A 23,898-nucleotide genomic window follows, 5' to 3' on the forward strand; every position below is an offset into this window, starting at 1 on the left:
CGCGGGTCCCGTGGCAGCCCCCGCATTCGGCAGACGGTCAGCTTTGCCACGCCTGGTTCAGATCGCCACCTCGCCACTGCAACACTCATAACGAGATCGCCATGCGCCTGATCAACCGACATCCCGACCGGGCCGGCCGCCTGCTGTTGGTGTTACTGCCCTTCGCCCTGCTGCTGTTCGCCTATTTCACCGGCTCGGCGCAGCGCCTGGCGGACAACCCCAACGACAAGCTGCTGCCCAGCGCCAGCCAGATGATCGCTGCCGTCGACCGTCTGGCCTTCACCGAAGACAAACGCACCGGCGAATACGCCCTCTGGCAGGACACCACGTCGAGCCTGACGCGCCTTGGCATGGGGATCGGCATCGCGGCCGTGCTGGGTCTGTGCCTGGGTATCGCGGCCGGCATTGTGCCGCTGCTACGGGCGCCGCTGTCACCGCTGCTCACCGTGTTGTCGATGGTGCCGCCGCTGGCGATCTTGCCGATCCTGTTCATCGTCTTCGGTCTCGGCGAATTGTCCAAGGTGATGCTGATCGTCATCGGCATCACCCCGATCCTCGCCCGCGACCTGGAGCAGCGCGCCCGGGAAATCCCCCAGGAACTGCTGATCAAGGCCCAGACCCTCGGCGCCAGCACCTGGACACTGATCCTGCGGGTGGTGCTGCCGCAACTGCTACCGCGCCTGCTGATCGCCCTGCGCCTGGTGCTGGGATCGGCCTGGCTGTTCCTGATCGCCGCCGAGGCCATCGCCAGTACCGACGGCCTGGGCTATCGAATTTTCCTGGTGCGCCGCTACATGGCCATGGACGTGATCCTGCCGTACGTGGTGTGGATCACCCTGCTCGCCTGGCTGATGGACCTGGGCCTGCGCCAACTCACCCGGCTGTGCTTTCCCTGGTACGAGGGGGCCAAGGCATGAGCAATAAAAAACACAGCGCAGTAGGCGCATTCATCGAAGTCAACAATGTGTGGCAGGAATATGGCGACCAAACCGTTCTGGAACGCCTGGACCTGTCCATCGCCGAAGGCGAGTTCTGCACCCTGGTCGGCGCTTCCGGTTGCGGCAAGTCGACCTTCCTGCGCCTGCTGCTCGGCCAGGAGCGTCCCAGCAAGGGCGAGATCCTGCTCGACGGCAAACCGCTGGCCGGCGAGCCGGATGCCAGCCGTGGCGTGGTGTTCCAGCGCTACTCGGTATTCCCGCACCTGAGCGTGCTGGATAACGTCGCCATCGGCCTGGAACTGCCACGTTCCTCCCTGCTTGGCCGGCTGTTCGGCAGCGCCAAACGCGCCGCCCGCGAGCAGGCCGCCGAACTGCTGAACAAGGTCGGTCTCGGCCATGCCCTGGACAAATACCCGAGCCAGCTCTCGGGCGGCATGCAGCAGCGCCTGGCGATTGCCCAGGCACTGATCATGAAACCGCGCGTGCTGCTGCTCGACGAACCCTTCGGCGCCCTCGACCCCGGCATCCGCAAGGACATGCATGCCCTGCTGCTGGAGCTGTGGCGCGAAACCGGGCTGACCGTGTTCATGGTCACCCACGACCTGTCCGAAGGCTTCAGCCTCGGCACCCGTCTGATGGTGTTCGACAAGACCCGCATCGACCCGCACGCGCCAAATGCCTTTGGCGCGCGCGTTACCTACGACATTCCGCTCAACGAGACCCGCAAGGCAGAGGCGCCGCTACCCGGTGAGCTGGCCGAGCGCATTGCAGCGCGCTGAAGGTTAGCGGCAGTGCGGATGTAAGGCGGCCGTGGGAACGGGCCATGCCCGTGAGTTCGCGCGTATGGCGCGCTCCCACTACACGCAGCCGGCCAGGGCCATGGATGCAACCCAACATAAGCAAGTTGGCCGCTACACCGCCCCCTAGGTGTCAGCCGATCGTAGTGAGGGTGAAACCCACCTCGAACAAGAGCTGGCGGGTTACACCCCTATCCGGTCCTTATGCAGCGCCTGGGCTAACTCAACACGTGCAGATACCGCGACAAGGTTTCACCCTCGGCGGCGAACCAGCGTTGCGCCTCGGCGGTGCATGGCGTAGCGGGGTCAGCGCGCCAGTCCGGCTCCAGGGTATCGATCACGAAGTTGCGAACCACCGCACGCCCGTCCGCCCGCAACAGGTGCTGGCAGACGCGACCCGTCATCGGGATCGCGAAGCCCTCCAGCACCACGCCCTGCCCCACTCGCGCCGGCAGGGTGGACAGCGCCACCTGGTAACGGCCCTGTTCATCGGCGTAGGCCAGCGAGGTTTCGCAGCCGAACAACAACGCCAACGCCTCAGCGTCACCTTGCGCCTGCTCGGCCCGCTCGCGCAGCTGCAGCGCCGACTCTTCCGGCTCCACTGCTCGCCCCTGCACCCAGCCAAGCTGCTCACCACAGAGAATCAGGCCACCACCGCGTTGCAGCACCTCGCCGGTTTCGGCGTCGCATTCCTCCAGCAAACGCAGGCCGATCAGCGGCCCACTGCTGGCTTGCAGGCGCCAGTCCTCGACATAGGCGCCGCTGGTGCCGAACTCGATCATGCAGTTGCCGATGCGCTGCAATTGCGCCGGCTCCGGCCAGCGGTCGTGCAGTTGCAGGCTCACGCCACCGCGCCAGCTCAGGTAGCCATTCTGCCAGACACTGTCGGCCATCCAGCCTTCGTGGTTGGCAAGCTGGCGCAGCTCGGCGGCGTCATGGTCCTGCCAGTCACGTACGGGGAGCGCGGGTGCGTCCGGCAGGCGCAGGTCGATGGTAAAGGTGCGGCTCTGCAGCCAGTGCACCTGGGTGCGCTCGTCACTGCGGCCATCGGCGAAACTGATGGTGCGCCGCCGGAAGTGCCCGAGCATCCAGTCCGGTACGCCGCCTTCGGCGCGCTGTGGGTAACGGGCGGCCAGTTCGAGCAGGTTCATGCCGTCACCTCCCGGCGCCCCTGACCGAAGCTGGATAGCCCCAGCGTACCGTCGGGCAGTTGCAGCGAGCCATCCTCCAGGCGCTGGCGCAGATAGCGAAAGGTCTGGGCCGTCTGCGCGAACAGGTGATCACCGCAGATCACAGGCGGGTACTCACGTTCACCACGCGCCGGCAAGCCGGCGATCGGGGCAATGCGTGTCGGGTAATCGCAGGCGCAGAACAACGGAAAGGCGAAACGCTCCTCGCTGACCTTGCGCACGCGGTGCGAGGTGGCGACGAAGTGGCCATTGCTGAGCACCTCGAGCATGTCGCCGATATTGATCACAAAGGCGTTCTCCACCAGCGGCACGTCGATCCACCGGCCGTTGCCATTGAGCACCTGCAAACCCTCGGCGGTGGGTAGCAGGATGGTGAAGCACTCGTAGTCGGTATGCGAGCCGATACCAGGACGATCGGCCACCGGGTCGGGGTCGAGCGGGTAGTGGATCATGCGCAACTGGCTGGTGGGCTGCCGGGTGATGCCGGCGAAGGTGTCTTCGGCCAGCCCCAATGCCAGGGCGAAGCCACGGAACAGGGTATCGCCCAGCGCCAGCGCCGCACGGTAGTAGGCGCTGACCTCGCGCTGGAAGTCCGCCGAGTCCGGCCACTGAGTCGGCCCCAGCAGCGGGTAGACCTGGGGCGCCTCGGTGTAGTCGTAATTGACGTCGTAGGCTTCCTTGAGATCCTGGCTGCCACCGGCGAACTGCTCCTCGCCCTCCGGCACGTAACCGCTGTGGTTGCTCGACCGGCCAATATAGAAGCGCATCTTCTCCTCCAGCGGACGGGCGAAGAAACTACGCGCCTGGCGGATCAGATCGTCGCGCAGATCACGGGAAATGCCGTGCCCGGTGATCTGCAGGAAGCCGACGTCGCGTGCGGCACGCCCCAGCTCGTCGGCTACGCGCCGGCGTTCGGCAAGGCGATCGGCATGCAGCCCGGAAATGTCGATCAGTGGAATGGACGTGAAATGGGTAGGCGCCATGGCAAGCTCCCTCGAACAAGTGAGTTACCTGGTCGTCCAGACGAGCAGCGGGTCGGGTCGTCCCGAAGCAGCAGCGAGGCCGTCTCTGCAAGCGGTCAGGTAGCGATTTCCATGCCATCGCCATGGCGGTATCAGGGGCGATATATGAACCGGACCGCCCTTTAACGGTGCAACGCCCCCTTCCACAGCCCCATCAGGTAGCACCTCAACCACAAGCAGCATCCCCTGAGCGCACAGCCGCAGGCTTTTCCGCGCTGGCACGTTATTCGCTTTCGCTTCGAACGTGCAGGTTCCAACCGGGGTTTTCCCGGCGTTGCGGCACCACAATTTGCGAAATGGATGACTAGGGTTCCGGTTCACGCAAGTGGACGTCTGGTCCGAGAGTCATCGACCTCCAGTGAGGTTACACGGCGGGATAAAAGCCCGGGAGAACGCGCCTTTCGAAGCGATTCGAAACGTGCTGCGACTCCTGCCCGCACCCAACCACGACTGGAGGTTCCAATGCGCAAGAACCGTCTGCTTACCCTCGCGACCGCAGGCCTCGCCGCCCTGCTTAGCTTCTCCGCCCACGCCGAGAAAAAGGACAGCTTCAGCGTCTGCTGGACGCTATACGCCGGCTGGATGCCCTGGGGCTACGCCAGCACCTCCGGCATCATCGACAAATGGGCCAAGAAGTACGGCATCAGTATCGATGTCGTGCAGCTCAACGACTACGTCGAGTCGATCAACCAGTACAGCGCCGGCCAGTTCGACGGCTGCACCATGACCAACATGGATGCCCTGACCATCCCCGCCGCCGGTGGCGTGGACTCAACCGCGCTGATCGTCGGCGACTACTCCAATGGCAACGACGGTCTGCTGATCAAGGGTGAAGGCAAGACCCTGGCGGACATCAAGGGCATGCCGGTCAACCTGGTCGAGCTGTCGGTGTCCCACTACTTCCTCGCCCGCGCCCTGGAAACCGTCGGCCTGAGCGAGCGCGACGTGACCGTGGTGAACACCTCGGACGCCGACATGATCAGCGCCTATTCGACGTCCAGCGTGCAGGCCGCGGCCACCTGGAACCCGATGCTCGCCGAGATCAAGGCTCAGCCGGGCAGCACCGAAGTCTTCGATTCCTCGAAGATCCCCGGCGAGATCCTCGACATGATGGTCCTCAACACCCAGACCCTGAAAGACAACCCGGCCCTCGGCAAGGCGCTGGTCGGCGCCTGGTTCGAGATCCTCGAACTGATGCAATCCGGCACGCCGGCAGCCACCGACGCCCTGACCGAAATGGCCAAGGCCTCCGGCACCGATCTGGCCGGTTACCAGTCGCAGCTGGCGACCACCAAGCTGTTCTACACGCCGAAAGAGACCCTGGACTTCATCACCAGCCCGGCCCTGCCGGAGACCATGGGCAAGGTCGCCAGCTTCAGTTTCGACCACGGCATTCTCGGTGAAGGCGCCAGCAGCGCCGACGCCATCGGCATGACCTTCGCCCATGACCTGACCACCGGCGACAAGGCCAACATCAAGCTGCGCTTCGACCCGAGCTACGTGCAGATGGCCGTCGACGGCAAGCTCTGAGCCCAAGAGAAATCACCCTCGGGCTCCACGCAGAGCCCGACGCACACCTGTTTATCCGAGGTACCCATGACAACTGCCCTCACCCTGCGCCCCACCCTCTACGAGGAAACCGTCCCCGGCGGCGGCCACACCTCCTTCGTGCTCAAGCGCGGCCAACTGCTGCGTATCACCGATATCGAGGGCGGCGCCAACGTCAGCCTGCTGCTGTTCAACGCCGTTGAGAAAAGCGAGCGCCTGAACCTGCCCGACACCCTCAAGGGCCAGCACACCGCCAAGCTCACTGCCGGCCACTGCCTGTACTCGGACATGGGCAAGGTGCTGGCCGCCATCACCGCCGATACCTGCGGCTGGCACGACAGCTTTGGCGGCGTGCTGAATGCCGAGGAAGTCGCCGAGAAATACGGCCAGGGCCGCTATCAGGAACTGCGCAATGGCTTCTTCCGCAACGGCACGGACAACCTGCTGGTGGAAATGGGCAAGTGGAACCTCGCCCTTCCGGATCTGCTGATGAACCTCAACCTGTTCAGCCGCCTGGCCGTCGATGCCAACGGCGCCTTCGGGTTCCAGCCCGGCAACAGCAAAGCTGGTGACTACGTCGAGCTGTATGCGCCGATGGACACCCTGGTGGTGCTCACCGCCCTGCAACACCCGATGGACCCCAGCCCGCAGTACGCGCCCAAACCGGTCCAGCTCGCCTGGAGCAAGGTCGAGAGCGACGGCATCAGCGTGCTGTGCCGCACCTCGCGCGCGGAGAACGGCCGCGCCTTCCACAACACCGAACGCCAGTACATCTGAGGGTGCCGACATGAGCCTGACCGCAAGCAACCTGCATCCCGAAACCGCCGCCTTCCGCCATACCATTCCGGCGGGCGAGCCCTACCTGTTCGAGGTCAAGGCCGGCCAGACCCTGCGCCTGCACGACCTGGAAGGCAACCAGGCGATCGACACCCTGTTCTTCGCCGCCGCCAACCCGCGCGAGCGCTTCGACCCCCAGCGCACCCTGCGCAAGCAGAACAACGTCTACCTGACCACCGGCACGGTGCTCTACTCCAACCTCGGCAAGCCGCTGCTGACCATCGTCGCCGACACCTGTGGGCGCCACGACACCCTCGGCGGCGCCTGCGCCCAGGAAAGCAACACCGTGCGCTATGCCCTGGACAAGCGCTATATGCACAGCTGCCGCGACAACTTCCTGCGCGCCAGCCTGCACGACGGTCGCCTGGAGAAGCGCGACATCGGCGCCAATATCAACTTCTTCATGAACGTGCCGGTCACCCCGGAGGGCGGCCTGACTTTCGAGGACGGCATCTCCGCGCCGGGCAAGTACGTCGAGCTGCGCGCCGAGACGGACGTGATCGTGCTGATCTCCAACTGCCCGCAACTCAACAACCCCTGCAACGGCTGGAACCCGACGCCTGCCGAGGTGCTGGTATGGAACTGAGCCAACGCCTGCGCCGCCTGTTACTGCTGCTCTGCCAGAGCCGCTCGGCCCAATGCCTGAACACCGCTCCCCGGCAAAACCGCGATGCGTAGGGTGGATCGGGGCGCGTAGCCGTCGTTCCTTACGTCCACCAGGACCGCGATATGAGTCGGCCTGCCTAAACAGCAGGCGATCACACAGATTTCAACCACGGACGGCCGTGGTGCAGACCCAATACCGGCGGGACGGCCCGCCTCCTTCGACGAGGCCGCGTGATGGAGCGCAGCAGCTTCAGACGGCCTCGGGAGTCGATATGTTTGGAAAACTATTGATCGCCAATCGCGGCGCCATCGCTTGCCGCATCCTGCGCACCCTGCGTGAGCTCGACATCAAGGGCGTCGCCGTCTACGCCGAGGCCGACGTGGCCAGCCTGCATATCCAGCAGGCCGACGAGGCGTTCTCCCTCGGCGAAGGCCCGGCCGCACAGACTTATCTTGTCGTGGAGAAGATTCTCGACGTCGCCAAACGCACCGGCGCCCGAGCCATCCACCCCGGCTACGGCTTTCTCTCCGAAAACGCCGCCTTCGCCGAAGCCTGCGAAGCGGCCGGCATCGCCTTCGTCGGCCCCACGCCCGAACAACTGCGCGTGTTCGGTCTCAAGCACACCGCCCGTGCCCTGGCCAAGCGACATGGCGTGCCGATGCTCGAGGGCACCGAGCTACTGGAAAATCTCGACGCCGCGTTGGCCGCCGGCGAACAGGTCGGCTACCCGGTGATGCTGAAAAGCACCGCTGGCGGTGGTGGCATCGGCATGCGCGTTTGCCGTTCGGCAGCCGAACTCTGCGACGCCTTCGAGGCGGTCAAGCGCCTGGGCCAGAACAACTTCAGCGACAGCGGCGTATTCATCGAGAAATACATCCAGCGCGCCCGCCACCTGGAAGTGCAGGTGTTCGGCGACGGCCAGGGCGAGGTGATCGCCCTCGGCGTGCGCGACTGCTCGGTGCAGCGCCGCAACCAGAAGGTGCTGGAAGAAACCCCGGCGCCCAACCTGCCTGCCGGCATGAATGAGGCGCTGTGCGCCGCGGCGATCAAGCTGGCGGAAGCGGTTAGCTACCGCAGCGCCGGCACCGTCGAATTCGTCTACGACAGCGAGGCCGAGCGCTTCTACTTCCTGGAAGTGAACACCCGCCTGCAGGTCGAACACGGCGTCACCGAACAGGTGTGGGGCGTCGACCTGGTGCGCTGGATGATCGAGCTGGCCGCCGGTGATCTGCCGCCGCTCAGTGACCTGGCCAAAGCGCTCAAGCCATCCGGCCATGCCATCCAGGCACGCCTGTACGCCGAAGATCCGGGCCGCGACTTCCAGCCCAGCCCCGGCCTGCTCACCGCCGTGCAATTTCCCAAAGCCGACGGCAAGGCCCTGCGTATCGACACCTGGGTCGAAGCCGGCTGCGAGATTCCGCCCTACTTCGACCCGATGATCGCCAAGCTGATCACCTGGGCACCAACCCGTGAGCAAGCCAGCGCCGCCCTCGATAAAGCCCTGGCCGACTCGGTGCTATACGGCGTGGAATGCAACCGCAACTACCTGCGCCAGATTCTCAGCGACGCGCCCTTCGCCAGCGGCTCGCCATGGACGCGCTGCCTGGAAAATCTGGCCTACCAGGCCACTACCTTCGAGGTGCTGAGCGCCGGCACCCAGACCAGCGTGCAGGATTTCCCCGGCCGCATTGGCTACTGGGCCGTGGGCGTGCCGCCGTCCGGGCCGATGGACAGCCGCGCGCTGCGCCTGGGCAATCGTCTGCTCGGCAATGACGAAGGCGCCGCTGCGCTGGAAATCACCATGAGCGGCCCGCTGCTGCGCTTCAATACCGACGCGGTGATCGCCATCACCGGTGCCGAGATTCCCCTGAGCATCGATGGCGTGGAACAGCCGATGAACACCGCGCTGCTGATCGCGGCCGGCAGCACCCTGACGCTCGGCACCATTGCCGGTGCCGGCGCGCGTAGCTATCTCAGCATTCGTGGCGGCATCCAGGTGCCGGATTACCTGGGCAGCAAGAGCACCTTTACCCTCGGCCAGTTCGGCGGCCATGGCGGCCGCGCCCTGCGTGCCGGGGACGTGCTGCATATCCCGGCATTGGCGGATCGTCAGGCCGGCAACCAGCTGCCTGCCGAGCTGTATCCGGCTCTGCCAGCCGTGCGTGAAATCCGCGTGATTTACGGCCCCCATGGCGCGCCGGAGTACTTCACGCCCACCTATATAGAGACCTTCTTCGCCACCGCCTGGGAAGTGCACTTCAACTCCAGCCGCACCGGCGTGCGCCTGATCGGGCCCAAACCCGAGTGGGTACGCGAGAGCGGCGGCGAGGCCGGCCTGCATCCCTCGAATATCCACGACAACCCCTACGCCATCGGCGCGGTGGATTTCACCGGCGACATGCCGGTGATCCTCGGCCCGGACGGCCCCAGCCTGGGCGGCTTCGTGTGCCCGGTGACCATCATCGAGGCGGATCTATGGCAGCTCGGCCAGCTCAAGGCCGGCGACAAGGTACGCTTCGTGGCGGTGGATATCGTCACGGCGCGAGAGCTGGCCAAAACCAGTGCCAGCGAATGCACCACTCTCCGTGGGAGCGGATTTATCCGCGATATCGGTGTCGCCTCTATCGCGGCTGAAGCGGAGCGCCGCCCGGCCGCTCCCACAAACGCGACCATGACCCCGATTGCATCCGAACTGCAAAGCCCCATCGTGCTGGATATCGGCCAGGACGACACCCGCCTGGTCGCGCGCCTCTCCGGCGACACCCACCTGCTGCTGGAAATCGGCCAGCCGGAACTGGACCTGGTGTTGCGCTTCCGCGGCCATGCGCTGATGCAGGCACTGCAAGCCAAGGGGCTCGACGGCGTGATCGACCTGACGCCCGGCATCCGCTCGCTGCAGGTGCACTACCAGCCGGAAACCCTGGCCTTGCAGACGCTGCTGGAGATCGTCGCCGGCGAATGGGACGTCGTCTGCGCCGCCCGCGACCTCAAGGTGCCGTCGCGCATCGTCCACCTGCCGCTGTCCTGGGATGACCCGGCCTGCCAGCTGGCGATCAACAAGTACATGACCACCGTGCGCAAGGACGCACCCTGGTGCCCGAGCAACCTGGAGTTCATCCGCCGCATCAACGACCTGGAAAACCTCGAAGAGGTCTACCGCACCGTTTTCGACGCCAGCTACCTGGTAATGGGCCTGGGCGACGTGTACCTCGGCGCACCGGTGGCCACGCCGCTGGACCCACGCCACCGTCTGGTGACCACCAAGTACAACCCGGCGCGCACCTGGACCGCCGAGAACTCGGTGGGCATCGGCGGCGCCTACATGTGCGTGTACGGCATGGAAGGTCCCGGCGGTTACCAGTTCGTCGGTCGCACCCTGCAGATGTGGAACCGCTATCGCGAAGTGGCGGCCTTCGGTGGCAAACCCTGGCTGCTGCGCTTCTTCGACCAGATCCGCTTCTATCCGGTCAGCGCGGACGAGCTGCTGCGCATCCGCCGCGACTTCCCCCTGGGCCGCTTCGAGCTGCGCATCGAGGAAAGCGAACTGGCCCTGGCCGACTACCAGCAGTTCCTCACTGACGAAGCCGACGGCATCGCCGCCTTCCGCGATCACCAACGCACCGCCTTCGCCGCCGAACGCCAGCGCTGGATCGACTCCGGCCAGGCGCATTTCGAGAGCGACGAAGGCGTGGCCGAAGTCACCGAGGACACGCCGCTCGAGGCTGGCCAACACAGCGTCGACAGCCATATCGCCGGCAACCTCTGGCAGGTGCAGGTCGAGGCAGGCACCGCCGTCGAGGCCGGTGATGTGCTGGTGATTCTGGAATCCATGAAAATGGAGATTCCGCTCACCACGCCAGTGGCCGGCATCGTCCGCGAGGTTCGCGTGCAACCGGGCGCCGCGGTACGCGCCGGCCAACGGGTGGCCGTTATCGAACAGGCGTAAGCACCCCGGCCAATGGCAGGCAACACGGGCCGCACGAATGCAATGCTTCGCGCGGCTCGGCTTGCGCCCCGCCCATTGCCCACCTAGGATTGCCGCATCGTCACAGAAGCCAGCATGATGCCAGCGCCATCAACCAAAACCGCCAGCCCTCGCTCGCTGGTGTTCATCCTGCTGGTGTTGCTCGCCTGCGGCTTTCTCACCACCTCGCTGCTCAGCTACTACGCCTCGCGCGACAGCATTCGCCAGCACATCGTCGACACCGAGCTGCCGCTGGCCTCGGACACCATCTACTCGGAAATCCAGAAGGACCTGGTGCGCCCCACGCAGATCGCCTCGATGATGTCGCGCGACACCTTTCTGCGCGACTGGGTGCTGGCCGGCGAACAGGAGCCGGAGCGCGTGATCCGCTACCTGCGCGAGATTCAGGAGCACTTCGGTATCTTCACCGCCTTCTTCGTTTCCGAACGCAGCCACCTCTACTACCAGGCCAAGGGCGTGCTAAAGCACGTACGCGAAGACGAGCCGCGCGACGCCTGGTACCTGCGTGTGCGTGACATGAGCGAGCCCTATGAGATCAGCCTCGATCCGGACATGGCCAACGAAGATCGGCCGACCTTCTTCATCAACTTCAAGGTATTCGACTATCAGCAGCGCTTTATCGGCGTGGCCGGCGTCGGCCTCACCGTGGACGCCGTGGTCAAACTGGTGGACGACTACCAGCGGCGCTATGAGCGCAACATCTTCTTCACCGATCGCGCCGGTCGCCTGGTGCTGACCGGCGTCGAGGGCAGCCCCCATGGCGCCCGCCGCGGGCAGCACCTGAGCGAAGTGCCGGGCCTGGAGAAACTGCTGGCCGTGATGCCGCAGCCGCAAAGCGGCGACTTCCGCTACGACGAGCATCAGCGCGGCCACTTCACCAACGTGCGCTATATCCCCGAGCTCGACTGGTTCCTGTTCGTCGACAAGCACGAAGAAAATGCCCTGGCCGGCGTGCGCCACAGCCTGTACATCAACCTGCTGATCTGCCTGGTGATCACCGCCATCGTGCTGACCCTGGTCGGCCTGGTGATCCGTCGCTACCAAAGCCGCATCGCCGCCCTGGCCATCACCGACAGCCTCACCGCCCTGCCCAACCGGCGTGGCTTCGAGCTGCACGTCGAGCAGGCGCTGCACGAGGCGCAGCGCGACAGCAGCCCGCTGTGCGCGGTCATGCTGGATCTGGACGACTTCAAGCAGATCAACGACCGGCACGGCCACCTGGCCGGCGACGAGGTGCTGCGCGGCTTCGCCAGACAGCTGCGCGCGGCGCTGCGCCAGTCCGACATCCTGTGCCGCTGGGGTGGCGAGGAATTCATCCTGCTGCTCAAGAACACCGAGCGTGACGCCGCCCTCGAGCTGGCCGAAAAACTGCGCCGGCGCTGCGCCGAGCAGCGCTACCCGGTCGGCGGCGAGCAGCTGCAGGTCACCGTCAGCCTGGGCCTGAGCCAATGGCAGCCAGGCGAGACGCTGCACGACCTGCTCGGCCGCACTGACCGCGCCCTGTACCGCGCCAAGCAGGCCGGGCGCAACCGCGTCTGCGAGGAGCAGCGATGACCGTCGAACGCTGCCCGCTATGCGGCAAGGCCAACCGGTGCGTGATCGCCGCAGGCCGCAGCGACGCGCCCTGCTGGTGCTTCGAGGCGCAGATCGACCCCGCCGCCCTGGAGCGTCTGACGCCCGAACAGCGTGACCAGGCCTGCCTGTGCCCGGCCTGCGCGGGCGCCGTACACACCATTGAGCCCCGCGAGCCCGACTGAACCATGCGCCTGGATCGCTTCCTGAGTAACTTCCCCCGCTTCAGCCGCCAGGACAGCCGCCTGCTGATCAGCGCCGGTCGCCTGCGCGTGGACGGCGAGATCATCGTCGATCCGCGCTTCGATATCCGCGACTTCCAACGCGTGGAGCTGGACGACGAACTGCTGCAGGCCGGGCGCAGCGCGCGTTACTGGATGCTGCACAAACCGGTCGGCGTGGTCAGTGCCACCGAGCACGACGAACACCGCACCGTGCTCGATCTGCTCGACGAGCCCGACAAGCACGAACTGCACCTGGCCGGGCGCCTGGACCTCAACACCAGCGGCCTGCTGCTGATCACCAACGACGGGCTCTGGTCGCGGCGCATCACCCAGCCGCAAGCGCGCAAGCCCAAGGTCTACCACGTCACCACCGAGCAGCCGATCACCAAGGACTACGCCGAGGTCTTCGCCCGTGGCCTGTACTTCGCCTTCGAGGACCTCACCACCCTGCCCGCCGAGCTCGAGTTGCTGGACAGTCACCACGCCCGGCTGACCCTGTTCGAAGGCCGCTACCATCAGGTCAAGCGCATGTTCGGCCACTTCCGCAACCGCGTCGTCGCCCTGCACCGCGAACGCATGGGCGAGATCGTCCTCGACCCGCAATTGGCGCCCGGCCAGTACCGCGCCCTGACCGCCGCGGAAATCGCCAGCATCTGAGCCGACAGGCGGTCGTGCACAACCCTTTCAGCTCTCTTGCCAGCCCTTTTGGCCACTGCTTAACTCGAAAAGGATGTCGCCATGCCGCTCCATAGCGGCAGGCGAATCGAGGCCGCCGCCAAGTGGCCTGCATGACCCGCGAAAGGGCTCCTGCCTGGTAAGAGAACGCGCGCCCAGCCGTTCCCTTACAGCCCTGAAACCTGCGTTAACCATCCAATCACAAGATCCTCCAGCCTGACATCGCCTTGTCATGTCCAGGCGTTTTCCTAGCTATCCGACTTGCCCGGTTTTTGGTTCGCCGTCAGCCGCGTTCATCTTTTGCGCCAGGAGGAAATACATATGAAGCCAGCAGTCGCTGTCATCGATGTGCACAGGACGTACAGGGTACACACGGAGTTTCACGCCACCCCCTCGGCCCAGAAGACCATCATCCTGGTCAACGGCTCGCTGGCGACCACCGCCTCCTTCGCGCAGACGGTCAAATACCTCGGCACCCGCTTCAACGTAGTGCTCTTCGACCAGCCCTACGCCGGCCAGTCCCGGCAGCACAACCGCAACGACCACTGCATCAGCAAGGAAGACGAAGCGGCGATCCTGCTCGACCTGATCGATCACTATCAGGCCCGGTACGTGATGTCGTTCTCCTGGGGCGGGGTGGCTACCATGCTCGCCCTGGCCAAGCGCCCACCTACCCTGGAAAAGGCCATCTTTGCCTCGTTCTCGCCGATTCTCAACGAGCCGATGCTCGACTACCTGGGCCGCGCCCTGGTGTGCCTCAACCAGGAAGACGGCGACAAGGTCGGCCGCCTGATCAACGACACCATCGGCAAGCACCTGCCCTCGCTGTTCAAACGCTACAACCACAAACACACCAGCCGCCTGAGCGGCCACGAATACCGGCAGATGAACGCCCACGTGCAGCAGGTGCTGCGCATGGAAGCCCACTGCCATCTGGACTGCCTGAGCGATATCGACATCCCGCTGCTGTTCATCAACGGCGAATTCGACGAATACACCTCCGCCGCCGACGCCCGCCTGATGGCCCAACACATCAACGACTGCCACTTCGCCACGGTCAGCAACGCCGGCCACTTCATCGACATGGAACACAAAGGCGCCTGGCTGCAGACCCAGAATGCCCTGCTGGGCTTCTTGCAACACAACACCACGGGCAAACGCTTCACCGTGCACCCCGGCCTGCACGCCATGGCCGTATGACGCGCCTCAGAACAACCCGCATTGCCCCGGCCAATCACCACCAGGCAACGCGGGCTTCATTTCGCCGGCGGATTCGGGTATAAAGGCGCCCTCAAGCGGGCTTCGTATAATGGCATTACCTGAGCTTCCCAAGCTCATGACGAGGGTTCGATTCCCTTAGCCCGCTCCAAATTCGAAGCACTAAAGCCCTGTTTTTACAGGGCTTTTTTGTGCGCGACGTTTGGGGGTGTCGATGAAGTGTCGAAAAGAAGGCAGTTCAACCCAAGGATAAAGCCGATCGGTAAACGGCAAACGAAACGGTCAAACCGACAAAAACTGGAAGTACAAACTCAATGAACGCTCGCAAGACTGATACAGGCCGAGTCATTCGGAAAATCGACCTGTTCTTGCGGTAAATATCCTCTTTAAATTTCTCAATATCCGCCTCGTATGCATTGCTCGGTTGCTGACGAAGCTCATCAAAGAGTTCTTCTCGATCTTTGATGTCATACCGGAGTATCGCCTTGCGCCATGCTATGAAGTCAGACATAGCGTAAGCAATAAATACAGTGGTCAGATATAAAACCGAGGCCGCGAGGACGTACAAAAAAAATCTCTGGTCTGACGACTGAAACTCGATTCCCAGCGTAGATATCTTCGATGGTATAGCACCGGTCTTCGCCATGAAGAACGCCAATACCGACACAGCTAAGAGCAGCCTTCGCTCCTTGCGAGTAACTTCAGATAAAGGATCTGATACCCGCCAATCCTTGACGTCCACTCAATCTTTCCCCTCAATATTGAAAAGCGCCTTCCCCAGCCAAGGGGCTTAGCCTAATTGCATCATGCAGATGCTCAGGCGCCAAGTGCGAATAGCGCATGGTCATGGCCAACGAGGCATGGCCCAGGATCTCTTTCAGCGTGACGATATGCCCGCCACCCATGATGAAGTGAGCCGCGAAGGTGTGGCGCAGAATGTGGCTGGCCTGCCCTTTCGGTGGGTTGATCGAGGTCAGGTGCAGCACCTTGCGGAACACGCCCATGCAGTTGGTGAACGGCCCGTGCTTAGCCCAATGTTCCTGGATGGCTTGCACCAGCGACGGTGACACCGGCACAGCCCTGACCCGCTTCGACTTGGTATTGGCGAAGGTGATTACACCCGCCCCGATCCTGTGAGGGGTCAACGCCTGAGCCTCACCCCATCGAGCGCCGGTAGACAGGCAGATCAGCGCCACCATGTAGGTATGCGGGCCGGTCGTGCGATCGCGCAGGGCGTTGAGAAGCTCGGTTATCTGCGGCTTGGTCAGGTAGGCCAGGGGGCGTTCCTGCAGGCGGATCGGCTTGATACGGGTGAACGGGCACGGGTAGTCGATCACGTCGAGCTTATGCAGCTCGTTGTAGACGGACTTGAGGTAGCCCAGGCGATTGTTCGCCGTCTTGCCGGTAACGCCCTTGGCGATCCAGCGGGCACGGGCAGAAGCGATCAACGCACCATCGACCTTATGGGCCACCGGGTCACCCATGAACGTGGCCGCAGCCTTGAGGATGGTGAAGCGGCGCAGGCCATCGGACAGGGCCACACCATGCAGCTCATACCAGAGTTGCACCAGCTCCGAGAGGCGGCGTTTGTCCTTGGGCTTGGGCGACCAATCGCGGTTATCGACGACCTTGGTTCGGCACGTAGCTTCAAAGCGCTGGGCTTCGGTCTTGGTCTTGAAGGTCTTGCGGAAGCGCTTGCCCTTGATGGGTTCAACGTCGACCTTCCAACGGCCATCCGGCAATTGGAATATGGCCATCAGACGGCCCTGCCCCACCGCACATGCCGCTCCGTGAGCAGATCCCGGATGTGTTTGTAGAGATCATCCTGGGTCATGTCCTTGGCGGCGTAGTGATCGCGGATGACCGGCCAGCAGTCCCATTGCTGGAGGGTCTTAAACGCCTTTTTTGCGCCCACCTGCTCCCTTGCCAGTAGGCTTACGAAGTTTCCCAGGAACAGCTCCACGTTCTTGCCGGAGAAGCCACGCGAGGTCTTGTAGTAGCGCTTGTACTCGGTGTCATCGAGCAGCGAATCCACCGGCAGATCGACGCGCACGTCTTCACGGATCAGCGTCCAGATCGGCTCGAAATACCCAGGACGGGCCAGCAGCTTGAATTGCCTCAAGCCATAGCGCCACAGGCCGTCCAGATGACCGGCGAAGGCCGCAAACGAGCTGGTATCGATTACCTCATTGGTTTTCAGGTCGACCGAGCCGCTGGCGAACTGCTGGATGACCGAGTGGTGATAGCGCAGTTCGACACGCCACACATCGGCGTCAGGGTCGTAGTTGTCCGGGTCCTGGGCGTCGAAGCTGTCGCGGCGCTTCCAGACGCTTTCCCAGTAGTCGAGTTTGTCTGTAGCGCGGGCCTGTTCGGTCTTGTTGTAGATCGCCAGCTGTACACCACTGGCAGAGCCGAACATGAAGGTTTCGCCGCGGCCGTAGGTGCTGGATTTGGTCGTCCAGTTGATTTCGTTGATGCCCGAGATATCGCGCTGGTTGCGTGCCCGGCAGTGCATGCGGGCAACCAGATCGACCGGAGGTTTCCAGCCCTGCAGGTCTAGCGCGAGGTGGACGGCGCACTGGTTGATTTCCAAGTGGCTCAGCACTTCGCCGGCGTACAGATCCAAGCGCTGCTGCAGGCGCTCAGGCGACAGGGCATCGATGGCATGGGGCGACACTTCGACTTTCAGGTGTGGGCCGATGCTGTCGATCTTCGCGTTGAAGTTCTTCACCAACAGGATGATCCCCAGGTCGGCATTCTGCAGCTTGTACTGGTAACCAGAGTCCTTGCTGACGCGGCCAGAGTGCCAGGTGCTACCCGCGAACTGCACCATGGTGCCGGGCTTCTCGAACAGCGCCATGATTTCAGGGCGGATCATGCCCCGATAGAGCTGGCGAACCGTGTCCACCCCGCAACGCAATAAACGAACGCGGGACAGGTCGACCATGGCAGTCGTGCCCGGGTCGATGAACAGACGCCCACTGGCATCCTCGCGAGCGAGCATGTCCAGACGCATGAAGTCTTTTGCCTTTGCCATTTCTATCTACCTAATGCTGATTAATGCGGAATGTTCACTGTGTTTATCTGACGTGTTACAGGGACGTCAGCGCCTGCGCGGCGGCGCACCCGCGCGCTCGTGCCTCGCACGCAACCACACCGCCGCGCTCGGCTTGACGTACGCCGCTCCAACCTCAGAAGCCCTCATAACTACCTACGCCCATCAGCCAGTTACCCTGGGGCCGCTGGCAAGGCTCATTGGCGGCGAGGCGAACGAGCGCACCGCCCTCCCGCTTCATCGGGCAGCGTTGCTCCTGGGAATACAGAGAGGATGTGGCGCGCCACTGGGGCGGCAGGTGGCTTACCCAGACCACCAGCAAGATCAGCGGCAGGAGAAGCGCGGCGGGGCCTTCAGGAAGGGAGAAGACGTGGGAGCTGGTGCGGGCCGGAGGGATGATTGACACCAAGGGCGCTGCCCTTGTCATCCCGCTCTTGCCGCCGAGGGCTCGGGAGCGCGGGGTGGTGAAGCTACCCCACACTCCCGTTGATAGGCTGGTCATGGGTGCAGGGCCTCAAGGGTGCGCTGCGCCCGTGCTTCCGTTCGACGGAACGGTGGAGCTGTTCCGACGAGCCGGGAGCGCGGCCCTTGACCCTTCCGAATGGGTCAGGGTCATGCGGCCCAGTACGTTGCCGGAACCATGCCGGTCGCGGTACCGCATCGCCCTGATAGTGCAAATGTCGTCGAAGTAGAACTCGTTCGGGTTGCGAGTGCTGGAGCTGACTTCGACAGCAAGAAAGCATGGGGCGCCCTTCATATCTGGCGTGGGTAGCAGCACGCCGACGATGTGGACGCATTGCCAGAAGGATTCGGGCTCAGCATCCCAGGCGGTTTCGAGTAGCACGGTCTGGCCGACGTAGCCCAGGGCCGTTGCAGAGTCGAGTTGGATACGTGGCCTATGCATGGCGTCGTTCCTCTTCCGTGGCGCGGCTCAGGCCCTGGAGCTGTTGCTGCAGCGGCAGGCGGTCGAGCGTCTTGACGCTGGCATGGCCATCGCGGGTGATGCAGATCGTGTTGATGTAATCGAAGTAGATTTCGATGGGCAGTTCTTCACTGCCATCAGGCGGCATCGCCAGGAAGTAGCCATGATCAAGCAGGCCCGGCACAGGGAGTGCCACGCCAACGAGGTGGTACGTGCGGCGGAGCGTTTCGTCGTCGCCTTCCCAGCGCAGTTCGACGAACACGGTCTGGCCGATATAGCCGATAGCGGTGATAGGGTCGAAGGTCAGAGCCGGACTAGACATGGGCATAGTCCCCTTCCTTGAACTCGGTTTTGCCCTTCTCCAGATCAGCGCGAAGTCGGGCAAGGTTGACCATGCGGAAGTCGGCCAGCTTCATGCTCGGGATTATGTGGCTATCAACCCAGTTGATGGCCTCCTCAACCGACACACCGCTCATTTCAGCGAAGGTCTTGATGCTGCAGAGGTCGAGGCTGTCGTCTTTCTTCTTCATAGCGTCCATTCCTGTTCAAGAAGCTGCTGATGCAGCAGGGCCACGTTGACCATGGTGCGTTTGCCGACCTTCTGCGAAGGCAGGTAGCCGCGTTCGAGCCAGCTGCGCACCACCAGGGGTTCATCCGCCATGCCGATCCATTCGGCGAACTTCGGCCATGGCATCAAAGGCGGCGCGCCATGGAGCTTTTGGGAGTCGAGACCTTCCTTATCCATCTGCTTTGTTCCACTATGTTCAGCATTGATAACCAACCAGCGAAATGGGTAATTACTACCCATGGAGTGATTGTTACCCATCTTTTATGGTGGGGCAATAGCTACTCAGGAAAAAATATTCGATATGCCAAGCGCATCCGATAGAGCACGCGCACTGATCAAGCTGGTGGGGCCCAAGCGGGCTAGCGAGCAAGGTGGGGATTACGAGCGCTGGAGAAACGTCAGCAAGGGCGCTGTACGAGTCAGCGCGGACGAGATAGACGTATTGGTGAAGATCTACCCCCAATACGCCCTTTGGCTGGCGAGCGGCCAGATCGCACCAGAGGCTGGCCAAACCAGTCCAGACTATGACGAAGCAAACCGAAACTTGAGCCAACCCAACGCGGGATAGCGATTACACGGGAAGTAACTAGGCGCTGGATCGCCCGAACACATGGAGCCAAGTTTTACTAAAGCTATGCGGATGATAACGCAGCTATAACATGTGACCAAAGCTACGTTGGTTCTAGAAATGGCCTACGGCCATTTTGTCGTAGCCTTGATCATCAGATTAATAGCCTTGTTAAGCTACCAAGCTACTCAAAACTAAGCCTTCTAAACTTATAAAACAATTTCTGCCAAAGATATATATAAGGAAAAACCGTTACAATCAAAAGGAAATAGGGCAGCACAGGATGCCACACTAACTCTATATCGACAGCTAGAGCCAGCAATACAATAGGCGCTAAGACGCCAAATATAAAAACATAACCGATTACTTTAAAAGCAATAAGTGTATTCGTTTTAAAATTAAATCTATCCACAAATAGTCTGTGAATCTTCAAACTATTTGAAAGTTCAGGAAGCACTCTATCTCGATATACAAGGACCTTATTAAAAAAATCGCTAATTATTCGTGCATAATCGGCTTGACCGTTCAACCTAAGTTGAAAAGATGTATTCCACATCCTTTCCTTCTCTGCCTCAGAGATATCGATACCGTTGCGGATATGCGTCAACAGAGTCTCTTCATACACTTTGCGATATTCTAACTCATCTTCTTTACGCTCTATTTCACTACTACGTTGTCCCAAAACAATTAGAGACCTACTGCTAGTCTCCCAGCACCAACTCAAGAAAAAAACTCTACGCTGAATTTCTTGAAGCTGTTCCACAGTAAATGGCTCACTTTTTTTTAACTCAACTCGTTCGGACACCCCACTTACATGCACTGACGATTTTCCGTTAAATGGATATGAAACGAACAACTGGCTAAGTAAAACACATAGCGATCGGTTTACTGAGCAGATTTCAGAATCACTGGGCTCTGAAAAATGAGGACTCCCCGGAATTCCATGCTTATCCTCTTGGGCTGATAGTAGCGACTTAGCACTATGCAGTATTCTTTTTCCTTCATGCCAATTCAAGCTACCATCTTCTTGGATTAAGTTGTCATTGTCACCACCGCCAATATAAGCAGATGATTTACTGAAATCACCTACCTCAGCCAAAACAGCATTTAGGCTGTCTTCGCTGTCTTGAATTTTCTGATATGCAAGCATTGCAAAACCAGAAAAAAAGGCCGTTCCAATACCAATCAAAATTCCATGTATTGTTGGCAGTGATTCCAGAATACTTAAGTCCATTGATAATTATCTCGATCTAGATGGTTAAATTTTTGTTAGGGGCAGTTCTTTAAGCACCCCAACGAGCAGCGCCAACCTCAAATCAAATAACTCGCCATCTTTCAATCAATTTAAAAGCTGAGCATTTATCAAGACATATACGCTTGCCACATTTCACACTTTCATTTGCTATTGGCCATATATACACAAAGGCGCAGGGAGGGCGCAAGGCAAGCGAGAAGCCGTGTCGAAAAAGAGTCGAAAGTACTGCGGTGCAAAGTGGAGTAAAGCGTGTAGAATCCGGGCGCAGTCAAGCAATGCAGGGGCTTTGCGGAGCATTGCGGGAGCTGAAAAAGGGTTCGATTCCCTTAGCCCGCTCCAGATCAAAATACAAAAGCCCCGTCATCACTGACGGGGCTTTCTCGTTTCTGAGGGTTTGTCGCGGTTACAGGGCGGCCGTTATTCACCTAACGGCGCTACAGAAGCCCTACCCCACTCACCTCTTCGCCGCAGCTACTTGAGCTTCGCCAGCAGCGCCTCGGCAGCGGCTTCCGAGCTGGCGGGGTTCTGGCCGGTGACCAGCTTGCCGTCTTCGATCACGAAGGACGCCCAGTCCTCGCCCTTTTCGTACTGGCCGCCGAGTTTCTGAAACTCATCCTCGATCAGGAACGGCACCACGTCGGTCAGTTGCACGCCGGCTTCTTCGCTGTTGCTGAAACCGGTGACCCGACGGCCCCTGATCAACGGGCTGCCATCGGCCGCCTTGACGTGGCGTAGCGCGCCGGGTCCATGGCAGACGAAACCGATGGGCTTGCCGGCGCGTTCGAAGGCTTCGATCAGGGCGATCGACTCGCGGGATTCGGCAAGGTCCCACAGCGGGCCGTGGCCACCCGGGTAGAACACGGTGTCGAAATCCTGCTGGTCAACCGAATCCAGCTTCACGGTGCTGGCCAGCTGACGCTGCGCCTCGGCATCGGCCTTGAAGCGGCGCGTAGCGTCGGTCTGCGCGTCGGGCGCATCGCTTTTCGGGTCCAGCGGCGGCTGGCCACCAGCCGGCGAGGCGAGCACGACGTTGGCACCGGCATCCTTGAACACGTAGTAAGGCGCGGCGAACTCTTCGAGCCAGAAGCCGGTTTTCGCGCCGGTGTTGCCGAGCTGATCGTGGGAGGTCAGCACCATCAGAACATTCATCATGACTCCTTGCTTGTGGCGATGGGGTTCTGGGTTAGTGGCTTGAAACGGCGCAGAGTGCCGCGGCTTTTTCGTTCACGACCTATATCGGCAACGGAACGATGCCCATGGCAATTGGTGAGAGCCACCAGAACGAAAAAGGGGTAGCTACTGCTGTAACTACCCCTCCTTTGTTTAACACCTGCTGAGTACCAGGAAGTGTCAGCGCTTGTCCTTGCGCTTCTTCTCGGCCTTCTTGTGGTGACTCATCAGGCGACGCTTCTTGTTCACCTGGCGGTCGGTCAGGGTGTTCTTGTTGCCCTCGTAAGGGTTCTCGCCCCCTTTGTACTCGATACGGATCGGCGTACCGACCAGCTTGAGCACGCGGCGGTAGGTGTTTTCCAGGTAACGGGAGTAGGCGCGCGGAACGGCGTCGACCTGGTTGCCGTGGATCACGATCAGCGGCGGGTTGGCGCCACCCAGATGGGCGTAACGCAGTTTGATACGGCGACCGTTGACCAAGGGCGGCTGGTGCTCCTGCACCGCATCTTCGAGGATCTGCGTCAGGCGGCTGGTCGGCCAGCGGGTGATCGCCGACTTGAACGAGGCCTGCACCGACTTGTACAGATGGCCAACGCCAGTGCCGTGCAAGGCGGAGATGAAGTGGATATCGGCGAAGTCGACGAAGAACAGCCGGCGCTGCAGCTCGGTCTTCACGTAATCGCGCTCGCTGGGCTCCATGCCATCCCACTTGTTGAGCGCGATGACCAGGGCACGGCCACTCTCGAGCACGAAGCCGAGCAGGTTGAGGTCGTGGTCGACCACCCCTTCGCGGGCATCCATGACGAACACCACCACGTTGGAGTCCTGGATGGCCTGCAGCGTCTTGACCACCGAGAACTTTTCCACCGCCTCGAAGATCTTGCCGCGGCGACGCACGCCGGCGGTGTCGATCAGTGTGTACTTCTCGTCATCACGCTCGAAGGGGATGTAGATGCTGTCGCGGGTGGTGCCGGCCTGATCGTAGACGATGACCCGGTCTTCACCGAGCATGCGGTTGACCAGGGTCGACTTGCCGACGTTGGGGCGGCCGATGATGGCCAGCTTGATGCCATCCTTCTCGCTCGGGCCGGGAATGCGCTTGGCTTCCTCACCCTCGGCGACCTCTTCGGCCTCCTCGCCCTCTTCCGGCTCGCCGGCATCCTTGGGGAAGCTGCCCAGGGCAGCTTCGAGCATCTGGGTGATACCGCGGCCATGGGCACCGGCGATCGGCAGGGCTTCGCCCATGCCCAGCGGCGAGAACTCGGCGCGGGCCAGGTCGGGGTCGAGGTTGTCGACCTTGTTGACCACCAGGAAGCTGCGCTTGTTGCGCTTGCGCAGGTGCTCGCCAATCATCTGGTCGGAGGCGGACAACCCGGCGCGGGCGTCGACCAGGAACAGCACGGCGTCGGCTTCTTCGATGGCCTGCAGGGACTGCTCGGCCATCTTGGCGTCGATGCCTTCCTCGTCACCGGAGATACCACCGGTGTCGATCACGATATAGGTGCGCCCCTGCCACTTGGCCTCGCCGTACTGGCGGTCGCGGGTCAGACCCGAAAGGTCCCCGACGATCGCGTCGCGGGTGCGGGTCAGGCGGTTGAACAAGGTGGATTTGCCGACGTTCGGCCGGCCCACCAGGGCAATTACGGGAACCATTCGGCTCTCCACTTCGTTATTTCAAAAAATACAAAAGCCGCTGCACAGGCAGCGGCCGCAAATCTCGCACTATCTGCCCCGCTCGCCCGGTACT

23 protein-coding genes, 1 tRNA gene and 1 riboswitch are annotated in these 23,898 nt (G+C 62.0%); of the genes, 12 read left to right on the plus strand and 12 right to left on the minus strand.

Annotation, left to right across the window (positions count from 1 at the left end; all coding sequences use genetic code 11):
* Positions 1–101 precede the first annotated feature (101 nt).
* Together K8U54_RS03615 and K8U54_RS03620 are read left to right on the plus strand one after the other, a co-directional pair.
* The gene (locus K8U54_RS03615; RefSeq protein WP_249908916.1) at positions 102–917 is read left to right on the plus strand and encodes an ABC transporter permease; all 816 of its coding nucleotides are present in this window, start codon (positions 102–104) and stop codon (positions 915–917) included.
* A complete protein-coding gene (locus tag K8U54_RS03620) occupies positions 914–1,717 on the plus strand; it encodes an ABC transporter ATP-binding protein (protein ID WP_249908917.1) in 804 nt (267 codons plus the stop codon). Before K8U54_RS03615 ends, K8U54_RS03620 begins: the two co-directional genes overlap by 4 nt.
* Positions 1,718–1,953: 236 nt before the next feature.
* On the opposite strand, the gene K8U54_RS03625 is transcribed toward K8U54_RS03620, so the two are convergent.
* On the minus strand, positions 1,954–2,886 hold the full coding sequence (locus tag K8U54_RS03625) for a hypothetical protein (RefSeq protein WP_249908918.1): 933 nt from the start codon (positions 2,884–2,886) through the stop codon (positions 1,954–1,956).
* Positions 2,883–3,908 (minus strand): isopenicillin N synthase family dioxygenase, encoded by a 1,026-nt coding sequence (locus tag K8U54_RS03630; protein ID WP_249908919.1) that lies wholly within the window; start codon positions 3,906–3,908, stop codon positions 2,883–2,885. The genes K8U54_RS03625 and K8U54_RS03630 overlap by 4 nt, the downstream gene beginning before the upstream one ends.
* A gap of 332 nt (positions 3,909–4,240) precedes the next feature.
* Positions 4,241–4,340: riboswitch (guanidine-I (ykkC/yxkD leader) on the plus strand.
* A gap of 69 nt (positions 4,341–4,409) precedes the next feature.
* On the opposite strand from K8U54_RS03630, the gene K8U54_RS03635 reads away from it, so the two are divergent.
* The 9 genes from K8U54_RS03635 to K8U54_RS03675 all read left to right on the plus strand — a co-directional run bounded on the left by K8U54_RS03635 (position 4,410) and on the right by K8U54_RS03675 (position 14,764).
* Positions 4,410–5,477 (plus strand): putative urea ABC transporter substrate-binding protein, encoded by a 1,068-nt coding sequence (locus K8U54_RS03635; protein WP_249908920.1) that lies wholly within the window; start codon positions 4,410–4,412, stop codon positions 5,475–5,477.
* Between the two features lie 66 nt (positions 5,478–5,543).
* Positions 5,544–6,272 carry an urea amidolyase associated protein UAAP1 gene (locus tag K8U54_RS03640; RefSeq protein ID WP_249908921.1) on the plus strand — a complete coding sequence of 243 codons (729 nt, stop codon included), beginning with the start codon at positions 5,544–5,546 and terminating at the stop codon, positions 6,270–6,272.
* 10 nt (positions 6,273–6,282) lie between these two features.
* Positions 6,283–6,918 carry an urea amidolyase associated protein UAAP2 gene (locus tag K8U54_RS03645; protein WP_249908922.1) on the plus strand — a complete coding sequence of 212 codons (636 nt, stop codon included), beginning with the start codon at positions 6,283–6,285 and terminating at the stop codon, positions 6,916–6,918.
* 292 nt (positions 6,919–7,210) lie between these two features.
* Complete coding sequence (gene uca / locus K8U54_RS03650) at positions 7,211–10,885, plus strand: urea carboxylase (RefSeq protein ID WP_249908923.1); 3,675 nt, start codon at positions 7,211–7,213, stop codon at positions 10,883–10,885.
* Positions 10,886–10,999: 114 nt separating this feature from the next.
* Positions 11,000–12,478 (plus strand): sensor domain-containing diguanylate cyclase, encoded by a 1,479-nt coding sequence (locus K8U54_RS03655; RefSeq protein WP_249908924.1) that lies wholly within the window; start codon positions 11,000–11,002, stop codon positions 12,476–12,478.
* Positions 12,475–12,681, plus strand: a complete 207-nt coding sequence (locus tag K8U54_RS03660; RefSeq protein WP_249908925.1) for a cysteine-rich CWC family protein — start codon at positions 12,475–12,477, stop codon at positions 12,679–12,681. The genes K8U54_RS03655 and K8U54_RS03660 overlap by 4 nt, the downstream gene beginning before the upstream one ends.
* A gap of 3 nt (positions 12,682–12,684) precedes the next feature.
* Positions 12,685–13,377 carry a pseudouridine synthase gene (locus tag K8U54_RS03665; protein WP_249908926.1) on the plus strand — a complete coding sequence of 231 codons (693 nt, stop codon included), beginning with the start codon at positions 12,685–12,687 and terminating at the stop codon, positions 13,375–13,377.
* Between the two features lie 339 nt (positions 13,378–13,716).
* Positions 13,717–14,595 (plus strand): alpha/beta fold hydrolase, encoded by an 879-nt coding sequence (locus K8U54_RS03670; RefSeq protein ID WP_249908927.1) that lies wholly within the window; start codon positions 13,717–13,719, stop codon positions 14,593–14,595.
* A 95-nt stretch (positions 14,596–14,690) separates the two neighbouring features.
* Positions 14,691–14,764, plus strand: a tRNA-Gly gene (locus K8U54_RS03675).
* Positions 14,765–14,851: 87 nt separating this feature from the next.
* On the opposite strand, the gene K8U54_RS03680 is transcribed toward K8U54_RS03675, so the two are convergent.
* The 7 genes from K8U54_RS03680 to K8U54_RS03710 form a co-directional block, all read right to left on the minus strand.
* Entirely contained in the window at positions 14,852–15,355 is a 504-nt protein-coding gene (locus K8U54_RS03680; RefSeq protein ID WP_249908928.1) for a hypothetical protein, read from the minus strand.
* Positions 15,356–15,368: 13 nt separating this feature from the next.
* A complete protein-coding gene (locus tag K8U54_RS03685) occupies positions 15,369–16,370 on the minus strand; it encodes a phage integrase (RefSeq protein WP_249910387.1) in 1,002 nt (333 codons plus the stop codon).
* Positions 16,370–17,650: a hypothetical protein gene (locus K8U54_RS03690; RefSeq protein WP_249908929.1), complete on the minus strand. Its 1,281-nt coding sequence runs from the start codon at positions 17,648–17,650 to the stop codon at positions 16,370–16,372. The genes K8U54_RS03685 and K8U54_RS03690 overlap by 1 nt, the downstream gene beginning before the upstream one ends.
* 532 nt (positions 17,651–18,182) lie before the next feature.
* Positions 18,183–18,572, minus strand: a complete 390-nt coding sequence (locus K8U54_RS25285) for a hypothetical protein (RefSeq protein WP_249908930.1) — start codon at positions 18,570–18,572, stop codon at positions 18,183–18,185.
* Complete coding sequence (locus K8U54_RS03700; protein WP_249908931.1) at positions 18,565–18,912, minus strand: hypothetical protein; 348 nt, start codon at positions 18,910–18,912, stop codon at positions 18,565–18,567. The genes K8U54_RS25285 and K8U54_RS03700 overlap by 8 nt, the downstream gene beginning before the upstream one ends.
* Positions 18,905–19,120: a hypothetical protein gene (locus K8U54_RS03705; protein ID WP_249908932.1), complete on the minus strand. Its 216-nt coding sequence runs from the start codon at positions 19,118–19,120 to the stop codon at positions 18,905–18,907. Before K8U54_RS03705 ends, K8U54_RS03700 begins: the two co-directional genes overlap by 8 nt.
* Positions 19,117–19,398: a DNA-binding protein gene (locus tag K8U54_RS03710; RefSeq protein ID WP_434059984.1), complete on the minus strand. Its 282-nt coding sequence runs from the start codon at positions 19,396–19,398 to the stop codon at positions 19,117–19,119. The genes K8U54_RS03705 and K8U54_RS03710 overlap by 4 nt, the downstream gene beginning before the upstream one ends.
* 61 nt (positions 19,399–19,459) lie before the next feature.
* On the opposite strand from K8U54_RS03710, the gene K8U54_RS03715 reads away from it, so the two are divergent.
* The gene (locus K8U54_RS03715; RefSeq protein WP_249910388.1) at positions 19,460–19,726 is read left to right on the plus strand and encodes a DNA-binding protein; all 267 of its coding nucleotides are present in this window, start codon (positions 19,460–19,462) and stop codon (positions 19,724–19,726) included.
* Positions 19,727–19,910: 184 nt separating this feature from the next.
* Here the strand turns inward: K8U54_RS03715 and K8U54_RS03720 are convergent, their stop codons facing one another.
* The 3 genes from K8U54_RS03720 to der all read right to left on the minus strand — a co-directional run bounded on the left by K8U54_RS03720 (position 19,911) and on the right by der (position 23,804).
* The gene (locus K8U54_RS03720; protein ID WP_249908933.1) at positions 19,911–20,960 is read right to left on the minus strand and encodes a hypothetical protein; all 1,050 of its coding nucleotides are present in this window, start codon (positions 20,958–20,960) and stop codon (positions 19,911–19,913) included.
* Between the two features lie 492 nt (positions 20,961–21,452).
* Complete coding sequence (locus K8U54_RS03725) at positions 21,453–22,130, minus strand: type 1 glutamine amidotransferase domain-containing protein (protein WP_249908934.1); 678 nt, start codon at positions 22,128–22,130, stop codon at positions 21,453–21,455.
* A 201-nt stretch (positions 22,131–22,331) separates the two neighbouring features.
* Positions 22,332–23,804 (minus strand): ribosome biogenesis GTPase Der, encoded by a 1,473-nt coding sequence (gene der / locus K8U54_RS03730; protein ID WP_075963735.1) that lies wholly within the window; start codon positions 23,802–23,804, stop codon positions 22,332–22,334.
* Between the last annotated feature and the right edge of the window lie 94 nt (positions 23,805–23,898).

This window comes from Pseudomonas fulva (genome assembly GCF_023517795.1).
In the GTDB taxonomy this organism is placed as follows: Bacteria; Pseudomonadota; Gammaproteobacteria; order Pseudomonadales; family Pseudomonadaceae; genus Aquipseudomonas; species Aquipseudomonas fulva_D.

Coding starts and splice junctions, on each gene's coding strand:
- K8U54_RS03615 (WP_249908916.1), top strand. CDS start 102: ATGCGCCTGATCAACCGACATCCCGACCGGGCCGGCCGCCTGCTGTTG.
- K8U54_RS03620 (WP_249908917.1), top strand. CDS start 914: ATGAGCAATAAAAAACACAGCGCAGTAGGCGCATTCATCGAAGTCAAC.
- K8U54_RS03625 (WP_249908918.1), bottom strand. CDS start 2,886: ATGAACCTGCTCGAACTGGCCGCCCGTTACCCACAGCGCGCCGAAGGC.
- K8U54_RS03630 (WP_249908919.1), bottom strand. CDS start 3,908: ATGGCGCCTACCCATTTCACGTCCATTCCACTGATCGACATTTCCGGG.
- K8U54_RS03635 (WP_249908920.1), top strand. CDS start 4,410: ATGCGCAAGAACCGTCTGCTTACCCTCGCGACCGCAGGCCTCGCCGCC.
- K8U54_RS03640 (WP_249908921.1), top strand. CDS start 5,544: ATGACAACTGCCCTCACCCTGCGCCCCACCCTCTACGAGGAAACCGTC.
- K8U54_RS03645 (WP_249908922.1), top strand. CDS start 6,283: ATGAGCCTGACCGCAAGCAACCTGCATCCCGAAACCGCCGCCTTCCGC.
- uca (WP_249908923.1), top strand. CDS start 7,211: ATGTTTGGAAAACTATTGATCGCCAATCGCGGCGCCATCGCTTGCCGC.
- K8U54_RS03655 (WP_249908924.1), top strand. CDS start 11,000: ATGATGCCAGCGCCATCAACCAAAACCGCCAGCCCTCGCTCGCTGGTG.
- K8U54_RS03660 (WP_249908925.1), top strand. CDS start 12,475: ATGACCGTCGAACGCTGCCCGCTATGCGGCAAGGCCAACCGGTGCGTG.
- K8U54_RS03665 (WP_249908926.1), top strand. CDS start 12,685: ATGCGCCTGGATCGCTTCCTGAGTAACTTCCCCCGCTTCAGCCGCCAG.
- K8U54_RS03670 (WP_249908927.1), top strand. CDS start 13,717: ATGAAGCCAGCAGTCGCTGTCATCGATGTGCACAGGACGTACAGGGTA.
- K8U54_RS03685 (WP_249910387.1), bottom strand. CDS start 16,370: ATGGCCATATTCCAATTGCCGGATGGCCGTTGGAAGGTCGACGTTGAA.
- K8U54_RS03690 (WP_249908929.1), bottom strand. CDS start 17,650: ATGGCAAAGGCAAAAGACTTCATGCGTCTGGACATGCTCGCTCGCGAG.
- K8U54_RS25285 (WP_249908930.1), bottom strand. CDS start 18,572: ATGCATAGGCCACGTATCCAACTCGACTCTGCAACGGCCCTGGGCTAC.
- K8U54_RS03700 (WP_249908931.1), bottom strand. CDS start 18,912: ATGTCTAGTCCGGCTCTGACCTTCGACCCTATCACCGCTATCGGCTAT.
- K8U54_RS03705 (WP_249908932.1), bottom strand. CDS start 19,120: ATGAAGAAGAAAGACGACAGCCTCGACCTCTGCAGCATCAAGACCTTC.
- K8U54_RS03710 (WP_434059984.1), bottom strand. CDS start 19,398: ATGGGTAGTAATTACCCATTTCGCTGGTTGGTTATCAATGCTGAACAT.
- K8U54_RS03715 (WP_249910388.1), top strand. CDS start 19,460: ATGCCAAGCGCATCCGATAGAGCACGCGCACTGATCAAGCTGGTGGGG.
- K8U54_RS03720 (WP_249908933.1), bottom strand. CDS start 20,960: ATGGACTTAAGTATTCTGGAATCACTGCCAACAATACATGGAATTTTG.
- K8U54_RS03725 (WP_249908934.1), bottom strand. CDS start 22,130: ATGAATGTTCTGATGGTGCTGACCTCCCACGATCAGCTCGGCAACACC.
- der (WP_075963735.1), bottom strand. CDS start 23,804: ATGGTTCCCGTAATTGCCCTGGTGGGCCGGCCGAACGTCGGCAAATCC.